The sequence below is a fragment of the Peribacillus sp. NPDC096622 genome (genome assembly GCF_044762665.1).
Classification (GTDB): domain Bacteria; phylum Bacillota; class Bacilli; order Bacillales; family DSM-1321; genus Peribacillus; species Peribacillus frigoritolerans_B.
Window position 1 is genome coordinate 476395 of sequence record NZ_JBIWES010000002.1, and the last position, 12277, is coordinate 488671.

At 43.9% G+C, this 12277-nt stretch carries 15 protein-coding genes; 7 read left to right on the forward strand and 8 right to left on the reverse strand.

Annotated elements, in window-relative coordinates; genetic code table 11:
• Positions 1–60: 60 nt before the first annotated feature.
• Positions 61–456, reverse strand: a complete 396-nt coding sequence (locus tag ACIQYG_RS05680) for a YuzC family spore coat inner layer protein (RefSeq protein ID WP_402836121.1) — start codon at positions 454–456, stop codon at positions 61–63.
• 254 nt (positions 457–710) lie between these two features.
• Between ACIQYG_RS05680 and ACIQYG_RS05685 the strand changes: the two genes are divergently transcribed.
• The 6 genes from ACIQYG_RS05685 to ACIQYG_RS05710 all read left to right on the forward strand — a co-directional run bounded on the left by ACIQYG_RS05685 (position 711) and on the right by ACIQYG_RS05710 (position 5599).
• Positions 711–1460, forward strand: coding sequence for a GTP cyclohydrolase II (locus ACIQYG_RS05685; protein WP_402836123.1), 750 nt, complete (start codon positions 711–713; stop codon positions 1458–1460).
• Positions 1461–1473: 13 nt separating this feature from the next.
• Positions 1474–2568, forward strand: coding sequence for a bifunctional diaminohydroxyphosphoribosylaminopyrimidine deaminase/5-amino-6-(5-phosphoribosylamino)uracil reductase RibD (ribD, locus tag ACIQYG_RS05690; protein WP_402836125.1), 1095 nt, complete (start codon positions 1474–1476; stop codon positions 2566–2568).
• Positions 2569–2591: 23 nt separating this feature from the next.
• On the forward strand, positions 2592–3689 hold the full coding sequence (locus tag ACIQYG_RS05695; RefSeq protein WP_402836127.1) for an FAD-dependent monooxygenase: 1098 nt from the start codon (positions 2592–2594) through the stop codon (positions 3687–3689).
• A gap of 15 nt (positions 3690–3704) precedes the next feature.
• Positions 3705–4268: a 5' nucleotidase, NT5C type gene (locus ACIQYG_RS05700; RefSeq protein WP_402836129.1), complete on the forward strand. Its 564-nt coding sequence runs from the start codon at positions 3705–3707 to the stop codon at positions 4266–4268.
• Between the two features lie 117 nt (positions 4269–4385).
• On the forward strand, positions 4386–4784 hold the full coding sequence (locus ACIQYG_RS05705; RefSeq protein WP_402836131.1) for a hotdog fold thioesterase: 399 nt from the start codon (positions 4386–4388) through the stop codon (positions 4782–4784).
• A gap of 95 nt (positions 4785–4879) precedes the next feature.
• Positions 4880–5599: an MOSC domain-containing protein gene (locus ACIQYG_RS05710; protein ID WP_402836133.1), complete on the forward strand. Its 720-nt coding sequence runs from the start codon at positions 4880–4882 to the stop codon at positions 5597–5599.
• A 53-nt stretch (positions 5600–5652) separates the two neighbouring features.
• Here the strand turns inward: ACIQYG_RS05710 and mnhG are convergent, their stop codons facing one another.
• Genes mnhG through ACIQYG_RS05745 form a run of 7 tightly spaced genes read right to left on the reverse strand, consistent with a single transcriptional unit; the run spans position 5653 to position 11381 of the window.
• Positions 5653–5991 (reverse strand): monovalent cation/H(+) antiporter subunit G, encoded by a 339-nt coding sequence (gene mnhG, locus ACIQYG_RS05715; protein ID WP_402836135.1) that lies wholly within the window; start codon positions 5989–5991, stop codon positions 5653–5655.
• Positions 5975–6247, reverse strand: a complete 273-nt coding sequence (locus ACIQYG_RS05720) for a Na(+)/H(+) antiporter subunit F1 (RefSeq protein WP_402836358.1) — start codon at positions 6245–6247, stop codon at positions 5975–5977. Before ACIQYG_RS05720 ends, mnhG begins: the two co-directional genes overlap by 17 nt.
• Positions 6248–6258: 11 nt before the next feature.
• A complete protein-coding gene (locus ACIQYG_RS05725; protein ID WP_402836137.1) occupies positions 6259–6735 on the reverse strand; it encodes a Na+/H+ antiporter subunit E in 477 nt (158 codons plus the stop codon).
• A gap of 6 nt (positions 6736–6741) precedes the next feature.
• Positions 6742–8223, reverse strand: a complete 1482-nt coding sequence (locus ACIQYG_RS05730) for a Na+/H+ antiporter subunit D (protein WP_402836139.1) — start codon at positions 8221–8223, stop codon at positions 6742–6744.
• Positions 8216–8557, reverse strand: a complete 342-nt coding sequence (locus ACIQYG_RS05735) for a Na(+)/H(+) antiporter subunit C (protein WP_402836141.1) — start codon at positions 8555–8557, stop codon at positions 8216–8218. The genes ACIQYG_RS05730 and ACIQYG_RS05735 overlap by 8 nt, the downstream gene beginning before the upstream one ends.
• Entirely contained in the window at positions 8557–8979 is a 423-nt protein-coding gene (locus ACIQYG_RS05740; protein WP_034310256.1) for a Na(+)/H(+) antiporter subunit B, read from the reverse strand. Before ACIQYG_RS05740 ends, ACIQYG_RS05735 begins: the two co-directional genes overlap by 1 nt.
• On the reverse strand, positions 8976–11381 hold the full coding sequence (locus ACIQYG_RS05745; RefSeq protein WP_402836144.1) for a Na+/H+ antiporter subunit A: 2406 nt from the start codon (positions 11379–11381) through the stop codon (positions 8976–8978). Before ACIQYG_RS05745 ends, ACIQYG_RS05740 begins: the two co-directional genes overlap by 4 nt.
• A gap of 334 nt (positions 11382–11715) precedes the next feature.
• Between ACIQYG_RS05745 and ACIQYG_RS05750 the strand changes: the two genes are divergently transcribed.
• Positions 11716–12273: a DUF5366 family protein gene (locus tag ACIQYG_RS05750; RefSeq protein ID WP_402836145.1), complete on the forward strand. Its 558-nt coding sequence runs from the start codon at positions 11716–11718 to the stop codon at positions 12271–12273.
• Positions 12274–12277: the final 4 nt, after the last annotated feature.

Below are 12277 nucleotides of genomic sequence, written 5' to 3' on the forward strand. Positions count from 1 at the left end.
CAAATATCCGAAGCCGAAAATAGGCTTCGGTTTTTTTACCAAAAAGGGGTTGGACGGACGCTATATATCCCTCCATTTCAAGCTGACGATGATATGGCAATTTTCTTCTCCTGCTTTAGGATAGAAATCAAAACGGATTCCATCGGGGTTATACGTGATATCAGGTTCGTTCTTAATTCCTATCTTTCGGATCATATCGATCACGACACTCTTTTGCGATGCTTGGGCAGCAGTCATCAATCGGTTGGAGAAAGGCTTGGATGTGGCTAAAGTATCCATGACTTTTTTTACATCAAGCATCAAAGATTGCGAGGTCTTTGCCGATTTGACTAGCAGATCTGGATTGGTTGCCGAGTAGGGACGCAATGTACCTTCCCATTCCCGATTCTTATTCAGTGCCCTGGCGTGAGGCGGAAATAGGATGGGATCATATAAAAAATAAGGGAAATCCTCCAAAAGGTTTCCTTCCTTTCCTTAAGTCTGTCTATAGACACGTTTTCGTTATACGTTAAAATATGTATAAAGGCCAGCTGATATGATAGCGGTTTGTGAATGACCTTTCTTCTGCAAAAAACTTCTTGAAAATTATGATTAAAGACACACTATTATTTGTAAACTGCTTCATTGACAGGTATAGTGTATAGTAATATACTTACTTACCTAAAGTAAGGAGAAGGCACACTATAAATTATAAAATAGGTGATGTTAACATGAAAATAACCCAGGAAACAAAAGACCTTTTAATAGATAAAATGAATATCATCAAAACCCCGGGTAAAGCTGATATATGCCTTGTGGGGCCTGTGAACCTGCCGGTTGAACAAGGAGATTTCTCAACGGTTTTCCAATGGTATACATGGCTTCAGCTTGACGGCGCGGATAATGACAAGGATTCGGTGCTTGATTCGCTTTCGGAAGCGAACCTCGCTTTTGGACAGCAATCCTCCGTATTGGTTTATGGTGATTTTAAAAAGTCTGAGGATGCACTTGTCCGGATGCATAGCATCTGTCACACAGGTGATATCTTCGGCAGTAAACGCTGTGATTGCGGCTACCAGCTCCACCAATCGATGAAGATGATAGCCGAGCATGGGTGCGGGGCCATTTTTTACCTTGCGGACCATGAAGGAAGAGGGATTGGCCTGTTTTCCAAATCTCTTGCCTATTTGCTTCAGCAGGAAGGTTATGACACGGTCGAGGCGAATGAGGCTTTAGGATTCGAAGATGATACGCGATCTTACGAGGGAGCCATTCGCGTGTTGAGGGAACTGCGTAAGGATCCGGTGACTTTAATCACGAACAACCCCAAAAAGCTGGATGCCCTCATGAAGCATGGACTTGCGGCAAAGGACCATATTCCGCTTTGGGGCGGTTTGACGGAAGATAATAGTTTCTATCTCGATACAAAGGTTAAGAAGTCTGGACATATTCCCAAAAAGAAGCCAACTTTGATTGTATAAGGAGAGCTATAGAATGAATGATGATCAATATTACATGAAGCTGGCACTGGATTTGGCAGCCAGTGCCAAAGGAAAGACGAATCCGAATCCGGTGGTCGGGGCAGTCATAGTGAAAGACGGTGTGATAGCCGGGACAGGGATTCACCGTAAAGCGGGTGAACCGCATGCGGAAGTACATGCTTTCAAAATGGCGGGTGAGTATGCAGAAGGTGCAACGCTGTATGTGACTCTTGAGCCTTGTTCCCATTATGGAAAGACACCTCCTTGTGCAAATTTGGTGAAAGAATCAGGTGTGCGAAGAGTGGTGGTTGCGACTCAAGATCCGAATCCGGAAGTGGCCGGCAGAGGGATATCGATCCTAAATGATGCTGGAATTGAAGTGGAAGTCGGCGTCCTGGAAAAGGAAGCTCAAAGGCTGAATGAACGTTTTATTCACAATATGCTGACGAATCGTCCATTTGTCATATCGAAGTATGCGATGACGCTCGATGGAAAGCTTGCAACCCACACAGGCCATTCAAAGTGGATAACAGGAGAAGAATCACGTCATTCCGTTCATTTGCTTCGTGATGAGGTGGATGCCATTCTAGTTGGTATCGGGACTGTGTTGGCAGATGATCCATCACTGACGACCAGACTTCCGGAGGGCGGAGGGAAAAATCCGATCCGGATCATTTTAGACAGTGAATTACGGGTTCCATTGGATGCCAATGTTGTACAAGTATCAGATGCGAGAACCTTGATCGTAACGCAGGAAAATGCACCTGCGGATAAAATGGAACTTTTACGTGAAAAAGGGATCGAATTCATTTTCGTCGCCAAAAACGAGACGGGACTGGATCTAAAGGCTTTAATGGAAGAGCTGTATAAAAGGGGGATTACGGACGTCTTGCTGGAAGGCGGAAGTGAAGTGAATGCCTCATTCCTTAGGGAAGGGCTCATCGATAAATACTTGATTTATATAGCCCCTAAACTATTGGGTGGAAGAAACTCACTAACACCGTATACTGGAATGAATGTGGATACGATGGATGAAGCGATGGATGTTTCCTTCTCTGGCGTGGAAACGTTTGGTGAGGACATGCGTATCACGGCTTATCCTAAATAAAAATAGACAACAGGTGAAGAGGCATGTTGGTTAAATCAGATGTATGCATAGTCGGATCAGGTCCTGGAGGAGCCCTGCTGGCTTACCTATTGGCCAAGCAGGACATTTCAGTCGTTTTGCTTGAAAGGCATTCCGAGGTTTCAAGGGAGTTCAGGGGCGAGTTCTTGAACGATGAAGGAGAAGGCATTCTTAAAAAGCACGGTTTATTCGAGAGTGTGGAAAGACTAGGCTTGCTTAGGATGGAACAAATTGAATATTGGCATGACGGCCGCATATTCAAAAGCATTTTCCCTGAATGGCCTGTCGATCATGTTGGGATACATGTCCCGCAAAATCATCTGCTTACAGCCATATTGAATGAAGCCGAAAAGCTGGACTCTTTTCAATTGATGATGAATACGAGGGTTACCGGCTTGATGCAGAATGAAATGGGCCGTTTTACGGGTGTCAAGGCCCGTAATGGCGGAAATGACCTGGAAGTGCAAAGTCCATTGATAATCGGAGCGGACGGCAGGTTTTCCATCGTTCGAAAAAAAGCGGGAATACCAGTCGTTATTAAGGAGCATGGCTATGATTTACTGTGGGCAAAAATTCCTGCTCCACAGGGGTGGAAGCCTTCGATCAAGATGGCATTGGTCAATGGCTCCCAGGTTGCCCTCTTCTCCCAGGCTGGAGGTTTCATCCAAATTGGCTGGAATATAGAGCATGGTTCATTCCCCCGTTTGCGAAAACAGCATTTTGAACCGTTCATAGAAAATTTGCTTCTTGCCTTTCCTGAATTAAAAAAGGTTGTGTGTGAAAATATCCGCTCTTGGCAGGACTTCATTTTATTGGATGTTTACAGCAGCTATTGTGAAACGTGGACAAAGGAAGGCGTCGCTTTATTAGGTGATGCAGCCCATACGATGACGCCTACAGGTGCGTTCGGACTCAATTGTGCCATGAAGGATGCCGATATATTGGCTGAGCTTATCTCTGGATGCATCCTGCAGGGGGATACTGGCTTCCTTGGACTTAAAATGGCTGAGCCAAATAGAAAAGCCGAGATTGAAAGATTACAGGCCATTCAGGTGGACAAGGAAATTTCCTTCGCATCACAGTTTGCCGCCGCTTATGTTTGAATAGGAGTGAAGGATATGAAATTCGGTTTTGATATTGACGATACCCTTATTAACTTGAGGGAGTTCGCGTTCCATCTTTATAATGAAAAGCTTAATGCGAATATAGAGTTAACGAAATTCAGAGCTTTAAAGACGTTGGAGATCCATGAAGCATTCGGGCTTGATAAAGAGGCTGGGGGCAAGATGTGGAACAGCCTTGCCGATGAAGTATATTATTCATCCTGTCCAGCCTTCGAGGGCGCAGTGGAAACGCTGCAGGAGCTTGAACGCGATGGCCATGAAATCTATTACATCACCGCCAGAAAAGCGGAGCATGGTGAACGGACGAAAAAATGGCTGATCGAAAACGGCTTTCCGGTTAAGGATGAACATTTTTACTGCGGGATGAAGGATCATGAAAAAATTGATACGATCCGCAAATTGGAATTGGATTATTATTTTGATGATAAACCGGCAGTGCTGGAAACTTTATTGGATATTCCGACGAAAGTGTATGCAATGGATAACTCCTATAACAGGGAATTGGATATTCCAAGACTGACAAGCTGGTTTGAATTAAAAGAAATCCTCTCCAAATAATACAATTCACATGATTGACGGATGACTTGATAGACTTGGGTCATCCTTTTTATGTATACTATTATGAATAGTGATTCATTTTTTGGTAAAAAAAACAAGAGAGTCGGGGGTAATGGGATGGAGAGAAATATTGAAAAGTCATTGATAGGCACGCTTGGGATTGAAATGAAAGAAGTCGGCGATGGGAAAGTCATTGCGACGATGCCTGTGGATGAACGGACTAGGCAGCCGTATGGTTTATTGCATGGGGGAGCGTCCGTTGCCCTTGCGGAATCCGTTGCAAGCTTTGGCGGAATGCAGCTGGTAGATAGTACAAAACAAGCTGTCGTCGGCCTTGAAATCAATGCCAATCATGTTAGGGGCGTCCGTTCAGGTTTTGTTACCGCAGAAGGGAACATCGTCCATCGCGGGAAGACGACGATGGTGTGGGACGTGAAGATACGTGATGAAGACGATCATCTTATCTGCATTTCACGCTGTACATTAGCCGTTATCGACTTACCGAAGTCAAAGTGAATCAAAAGAACAATCGTAAATTGGTGCAATGATTCTATAGTATCCGGTCTAAGTGTAATATGGCAATAGACTATTGTATGAAAGGAGGTTTTTTTATGCTGGTGGGTCATATACAAGAAATCACCCGTCATCCTGTAAAATCATTCACTGGTGAACAGGTTCAAAAAACGAAGGTGATGGACTATGGACTATATGGAGATCGCAGCCATGCCTTTAAAGGTAAAAATGGGAAGTTCCTGACAATAACCCAAGTCCCGGAGATGGTCCGTTATCAAGCTGCTTTTTCTGGTGAGGAAACCCTTGACCAATATCCGGAAATCAAAGTGAAGACCCCTTCAGGAAACGTTTTGACATGGGGAGAGGAAGCCTTTCTGGAGGAAATGGAACGTTTGTTGAAACAGGAGGCAGCACCTGTTGTTTATCACCCTGCACATATTCCGGTTGGTGCGATTGAAGAAGAAAACATCCTGCTTGTCAGTGATGCCTCGATTGGCGAATTGACAAAGCTTTGGGGAAAAGAACTGGATGGCAGGAGATTCAGGCAAAATTTGGTGATAACCTTAGTGAACAAAACGCCCTTTTTAGAAGAGCAATGGTTCGGAAAAAGGATTGTAATCGGGAATGAAGTGGAATTGGAGATCAAAAGGCATTGTGAACGCTGTATGATCATAACTGTCGATCCAAGCGATTCACATAGAGATCCATCACTGCTGAAAACTGTCGTCAAGGAAAGGAAAAATCATTTTGGCGTATATGCCTCGGTCATGCAAACAGGTGAAATCAGAGTGGGCGACCAGGTATTTTTAAAAGATTGAAACAGAAAGGAGCTGCTCCTGTAATCAGGGCAGCTCTTTTGCGATGGCAGGGGTCACCGGGTTTTCTTTAAATCATCCTGGACACTCCGATCCCACATCTTTACGCCAGTATGATAAGCCGAGCGCATGATTAAATGTCCCGCAACAGGGCTGGTCATGAAGATAAAGATGATCGCGAGCACGACCCGGAAATCGAAATGGCTATGTTTATAATAAAAATATAACAAGGTGCCGATCAGGATGAACATGATCCCAAGTGTCGAACTTTTCGAGGCAGCGTGATTCCTTGTATAGACATCCGGCAGCCGGATTATGCCGAAAGCCGAGACTAAAAAGAGAAAGACCCCCATTAATATGAATAAGGCCGATAGGATTTCAACGATTGCGGTCATCTTCGATTATCTCCCCTTTCTCAAGGAATTTGGAGAAAGCGACCGTTCCGATGAAAGATAGGATTCCGAGCAGAAGAATGGCTTCCAGATATGCGCTTGTATCCATGACAATGCAGGCAAGTGCAACGATTGCGATCAGATTGATTCCCATTGCATCGAGTGCGATGACCCGATCCGGTACGGAAGGCCCTTTGATTAAACGGTATAAGAATCCAATCATGGAAAGCGAAACACCGAGCAAGGCGATTTTAAGCATTAGATCGAACATTATTTGCTCACCTCCATAATTGCTTTTTCAAATGTATTTTTAATGCTGTCAACGGCCTCATCCTTGTCGGCAATATCCATCGCATGGATATATAGAATCCGATTATCCTCTGATACTTCAACGACAAGAGTTCCCGGTGTCAGTGTAATTAAATTCGATAGTATCGTAATTTCCCAATCCTTAGTCAGCACGGTTTCATATGCGAATATGCCAGGTCTCATATCCAGGCTCGGTTTAAGCACGGCCATAAGGACGCTAATGTTGGAAAGTATGAGCTCCCTTGCGAATATGAGCAGCAATAGAACGACGGCATTCACCCTTTTCAAGTAAAACCGATCATTGAAAAAATGACGGAAGACGAACATGATGCCGAGCCCCAATATATATCCGATGATAAAAGTGCTCCCGTTAAATTCATTTTTTAAAAACATCCAGATAAACGCAAGGAACACATTCAGTAAAATTTGGAATGACATCAGGCACTACTCCTTTAAAACCGCTTTGTTATAGATTTCGGGATTCGTTAATGCATCTACAGCTTGTGTAATGAAAGGGTACACCGATTCTGTTCCCAATCCGAATAAAACGGAAATGATGACAAGGAGAACGGCAGGAACCAGCATTTTATTAACCTTTTCATTAGTTAAGGCATAATCAGCTTTTGGAGTTCCCCAAAAGCCATTCATGAATATTTTCATGACGGAATATAGGACCATCAAGCTTGAAATTAAGACGACTGCCATTCCCAAGTAGGCCCCTTTTTCTGCAGCTCCCTGAAGAATAAGGAGCTTACCGGCAAAACCGCTGAACGGCGGGATTCCCGCCAATGATATGGCCGCTATGAAAAAGGTCCATGCAACGGCCGGATATTGCTTGATCAAGCCGCCCATGTCCCGCAAATCATCTGATCCGCTGATTTTGACCATGATGCCGACCAGCAGGAAGAGTGCAGCCTTGATCAGCATGTCATGAATGATATAAAGAATGGAACCTGATAAGGCCTGTTCATTCATGACGGAGATGCCGAATAAGATAACCCCGACGGCAATGATGATATTGTAAATGATGATTTTTTTTACATCGGAATAAGCTATCGCACCAATGACACCGATGATGATGGTCAAGATTGCAAGTATCCCAAGGAAAGTATGGGTGAAATCCTGGTCATGATAAAACATGAGTGTATAGGTCCGGAAAATGGAATAGATTCCGACCTTAGTCAACAATGCCCCGAATAGAGCCATCACTGGAATGGGCGGAGCATAATAGGAACCCGGCAGCCATTGGAAGAGCGGGAAAATGGCTCCCTTCAAACCGAAGACGATCAGAAAGCCAATCGCTATCACCGAGATGATTCCAGGCTGGTCGACTTCCGTTATCCTTTGGCTGATGTCCGCCATGTTCAATGTTCCCAGGACTGAATAAAGATACGCCACCATGATGACGAAAAAGGAAGAGGATAGTACATTGACGATGATATACTTCAATGATTCCCTCAGTTGGATTTTCGTCCCTCCCAGTACAAGCAGGACGTAGGAGGCCATCAGCATGACTTCGAAGAATACGAATAGATTGAAAAGATCTCCCGTAAGGAAGGCACCGTTTACCCCAATCAGCAAAAATTGAAATACAGGATAGTAATAATGTCTTTCGCGTTCTTCCCCTATGGAGTAAAACGAATAAAGCAGTATGGCAAACCCAATGATATTCGTGGTCAGTACGAGCAGCGAAGAAAGCATATCTGCGACGATCACGATCCCGAATGGCGCATCCCAGCTGCCGACGCCTAAAGTCAAGATTCCTTGACTATGGACCTTAAACACTAGATAAAGGGAAATTACAATTCCGATAAAAGAGGAAAAAAGCGATATCCCTCTTTGCAGCTTGATTTTTTTTGCAAAGAATATGAGAAGGATGCCTGTGAAAAGCGGCCATAAAACAGGCATGAAAGTAAGATTATTCATTCGCTTCCGTACCTCTCATTTCTTCCATGTCATCCGTACCGAGTTCCTGGTAGGTCCGATAAGCAAGTACAAGCAGAAATGATGTGACTCCGAAACTGATGACGATCGCCGTCAAGATAAGCGCCTGTGGAAGCGGATCGACATAGGATGCAGCTTTATCACTTAGCAATGGAACGGAATCGCCTTTCAAACCGCCCATCGTCAAAATCAATAGGTGGGCGCCGTGACTGAGCAGCCCGGTACCGATTATGATTCTTAATATGCTTTTGGAAAGCATTAAATAGGTCGCACACATAAATAGTATTCCAATGACAATGGCCATTAAAAGTTCCATTATTCACTCTCCCCTATCGTTTGAATAATGGTCATCGTTACACCAACAACCACAAGATAAACACCAAGATCAAAAAGTACCGCGGTATGAAGCGAGATGTGCCCAAGAAGCGGTAAATCAACATATTGATAAACATGTGTCATGAGGGGCACCCCGAACACCAGCCCGCCGGCTACGGTCAGGCTTGATATGAACAAGCCTGAACCGATCATTAACTTATAGTCAATCGGCAAAATGCCGGTGACGGTTTTAATGTCGAAAGCGAGCAACAGCAGGACTATGGCGGCTGAAGTCATTAAACCGCCGACAAACCCGCCACCTGGCGAATAATGCCCGCCTAAAAAGATGGCTACCGCAAACAGCAAGATAACAAAGGCGGCGACTTTCGTAACCGTTTGGAGAATCAGGTCATTTTGCTTCATGATTTATCTTTTCCCCCTGTCAAACGCAATTTGATCATCGCGAATATTCCGAGCGCAGCGATGGAAAGGACACTGATTTCAAACATCGTATCAAGTCCGCGGAAGTCAACGAGTATGACATTTACGACGTTTTTCCCGCCTGCTTCCTTATAAGCATTTTCAAGATAGTAACTGGATATGGAATCAAATAGTTTATTGCTATGTGCCGATAAGGCAATCAATGTCACGATGACTCCTACACCAATGGATATCAGGGCATTATTCAACTTGAATGTCATCCGTTCTTCCTTTCTGCTCCCCATTAACGGAAGGTGGAAGAAACAGAGCAAAAACAGCGATACCGAAATCGTTTCGATGACTAGCTGAGTCAAGGCTAAATCCGGTGCCCGCAGCAAAACGAAAAATAGGGAAATCGTATAACCGACGGCTCCTAAGATGATAATGGAAGTTAAACGAGATCTTGCAAACAGAATGGCGATCGAGCCAATCACGATGATCGCAGCCAATACCAATTCATATATGCCGATCGGGGCAAAATTCCCTGCATCCAATTTAAATGCATCCTTCCAATAGAGCGTAAAGCCCAAGGAAAGAATGAAGAAAAGGAAGATTGAAAGCAGATACGTCCGAATCGAACCTGTCATTAATGCTTTCATGACGAAGGAAGCTGAGCGTTCGAACCCTCTTACCCCGTTATCATACAAAGCATTCAGGGAGATACGTTCAGGAATGAACTGAGTGATTTTCTGCCACTTCGGAAGCGTTTTGTATAAAAGAATTCCAAATGCTATGATGCCGATGGTCATCCATACTTCAGGTTTGAATCCATGCCAGAAGGCGATATGGACATGGAAATCCGGTCCAGCCAAGCTTGGCTGTATGCCGGCTACCGCAGGTTTAATGATTGATGAAGATAGCAAGTTTGGAAAAATACCGAAAACGATGACCAACGAAGCAAGGATGATCGGGGATATCAGCATCCCGACCGGTGCCTCGTGGGGCTTCTTTTCCAATAGCTGTAACTGAAGTTTGCCTGTAAAGGGTTTGAGCACGACGATCATGCTATAAATAAAAGTGAATACACTGGCTACCCATGCCACCACAGGAAACAAGACCCCCCATGTCTCCATGTTGAAGATATTCAATTCCAATACATTCAACATGGAGGCCAGGAACATTTCCTTGCTCAAAAAACCATTGAAGGGCGGAAGTCCAGCCATTGAAAAAGCACCGATCACAGCGACGGTGAAAGTGATCGGCATCAACTGCATCAATCCGCCAAGCTTTCTGATATCACGCGTACCGGTTTCATGATCAATGATGCCTGCAACCATGAAGAGGCTCCCTTTAAAAGTCGCATGATTAATCAAGTGGAATACTGCGGCAACCGTGGCCGCCAAGTATATATTTTCCCCCAACGTTTCATAGTGGAGTGCCGCCGCACCAAGTCCCAAAAGCGACATGATCAATCCGAGCTGACTGATGGTGGAAAAAGCGAGAATCCCCTTCAAATCAGTCTGCTTGATTGCAGAGAATGAGCCCCATAACAGGGTGATCAATCCGGCGATCGAAACGAGCCAGAACCATAATCCTGATTCTGCAAAAACAGGGCTTAATCGGGCAACCAAATAAATACCAGCCTTGACCATTGTGGCTGAATGAAGGTAAGCACTGACCGGTGTAGGAGCTTCCATCGCATCAGGAAGCCAGATATGGAACGGGAACTGTGCGGATTTAGTGAACGCGCCAAGCAGCACAAGCAAAAGTGCAGGAACGAAGAGTGAGTGGTTCATAAGTTCCCCGCTTTGGGCAATCAATTCCCGTATGCTGAATGTGTTCCCCATAATAGAAAGGAGAATGATGCCCCCAAGCATGCTTAAGCCTCCAAGCACAGTAATCAGCAGGGATTTCTGCGCCCCATAACGTGAACGCTCCCTCTCATTCCAATATCCTATCAATAGAAAAGATGATAAACTCGTGAATTCCCAAAACGAATAAAGGACAATTAGATTATCGGATAGGACGACACCAAGCATCGCTCCCATGAAAAGCAAAAGGAAGACGTAAAATTGGTTCAGCTTTTCCTTCTCCTTCGATAAATAGAAAATTGAATACAGAACGACGAGTGAACCGATACCTGTAATGAGCAAGGCAAACAAAAGCCCTAGTCCATCCACATAGAAATCAACATCAATTCCGAGAGAAGGGATCCATGTTGCGCTTTCAATAATGATATCTCCTTGTTTGGTCAAGGAAATGAACCTTGAAAAATAGGTGAAAAGGAGAATCGGTAAAATCAATACAAACCATCCTGTATGTATTTGTCGAAATAGTTTGTACAATATTGGTACAATAATTGCTAATAGAAACGGTGATAATACCGCCCAATGAAGTAAAGACATAAACTCCCCCCTTTTTTTAAAAACGAAGTCAGTCGTCTTATTATGCTTTTTTCGCGTAATCCTAGACGTTAGGAAATCTTCGTTGAATATGTATTTTTTTATCGAATGCTTGCCTCGCTTAAAAGTATAACGCAATTTATGTGGGTTTGCATGGCTTTAAAAACGGTCAAGGCCAACTTGAATGATGTTTTATATATAGGTAGAAAAGGAGGGGGAACGGTAATGAAAAATTTATAAAAAAAAGTTTTTCAAGGGTGAATCAGCAGCGTACCCATTGTGAAATCATGGATTATCTTGAATAATATAGGATAAAAGACGCATGGATGGAGAAATCATGAAAAACACATATTTACTTAGCTATTTACCAATCATTTCAATCCTATTATTCGGCCTCTCCTTTGCCATTTATGGAGAAATGCAAATGCTCAAGTTATTTGGGAATTTGGGAATCTACCAAGGGATGCTGGAGTTTTTTTCTGAAACCGGCATCAAGCTGGCGCTGCTGATCGTATTGCTCCTATTATTCTTCATGGTTTTTGCTGCATTGAAGCTGATCTCCGATACGATATTGGAGCTGTCGTTATTATTCTTTTTCAAGGATTCGGAGGGTAAAGCCCTGAACAGTGTAAGAAAGGGGTCTGTCATATATGTGATTGGCGGTGCCTGTTCATTATTCAGTGTTCAATTCATCATCGGGCTTGGGGCGATCTTTATCGCAACGAATGTCGCGGCTTTAATTTATTTTGTCAACAAGTTAAGCCCGAGCCTGAATTTGTCGAGGCTAGTGGGATTGGTTTTCTTTCCAATCTTCGTTTGGACGGCACTGATTTCAATAGTCGCTTATGCGGGATTGAAGCTTTATAACAGCGTCATTGCAAGTCTTCCCATATAGCAAA

Excerpts from the sequence above, each read along its gene's own strand:
- ACIQYG_RS05685 (WP_402836123.1), top strand. The coding sequence starts at position 711 with ATGAAAATAACCCAGGAAACAAAAGACCTTTTAATAGATAAAATGAAT.
- ribD (WP_402836125.1), top strand. The coding sequence starts at position 1,474 with ATGAATGATGATCAATATTACATGAAGCTGGCACTGGATTTGGCAGCC.
- ACIQYG_RS05695 (WP_402836127.1), top strand. The coding sequence starts at position 2,592 with ATGTTGGTTAAATCAGATGTATGCATAGTCGGATCAGGTCCTGGAGGA.
- ACIQYG_RS05700 (WP_402836129.1), top strand. The coding sequence starts at position 3,705 with ATGAAATTCGGTTTTGATATTGACGATACCCTTATTAACTTGAGGGAG.
- ACIQYG_RS05705 (WP_402836131.1), top strand. The coding sequence starts at position 4,386 with ATGGAGAGAAATATTGAAAAGTCATTGATAGGCACGCTTGGGATTGAA.
- ACIQYG_RS05710 (WP_402836133.1), top strand. The coding sequence starts at position 4,880 with ATGCTGGTGGGTCATATACAAGAAATCACCCGTCATCCTGTAAAATCA.
- mnhG (WP_402836135.1), bottom strand. The coding sequence starts at position 5,991 with ATGACCGCAATCGTTGAAATCCTATCGGCCTTATTCATATTAATGGGG.
- ACIQYG_RS05720 (WP_402836358.1), bottom strand. The coding sequence starts at position 6,247 with ATGCTTAAAATCGCCTTGCTCGGTGTTTCGCTTTCCATGATTGGATTC.
- ACIQYG_RS05725 (WP_402836137.1), bottom strand. The coding sequence starts at position 6,735 with ATGTCATTCCAAATTTTACTGAATGTGTTCCTTGCGTTTATCTGGATG.
- ACIQYG_RS05730 (WP_402836139.1), bottom strand. The coding sequence starts at position 8,223 with ATGAATAATCTTACTTTCATGCCTGTTTTATGGCCGCTTTTCACAGGC.
- ACIQYG_RS05735 (WP_402836141.1), bottom strand. The coding sequence starts at position 8,557 with ATGGAACTTTTAATGGCCATTGTCATTGGAATACTATTTATGTGTGCG.
- ACIQYG_RS05740 (WP_034310256.1), bottom strand. The coding sequence starts at position 8,979 with ATGAAGCAAAATGACCTGATTCTCCAAACGGTTACGAAAGTCGCCGCC.
- ACIQYG_RS05745 (WP_402836144.1), bottom strand. The coding sequence starts at position 11,381 with ATGTCTTTACTTCATTGGGCGGTATTATCACCGTTTCTATTAGCAATT.
- ACIQYG_RS05750 (WP_402836145.1), top strand. The coding sequence starts at position 11,716 with ATGAAAAACACATATTTACTTAGCTATTTACCAATCATTTCAATCCTA.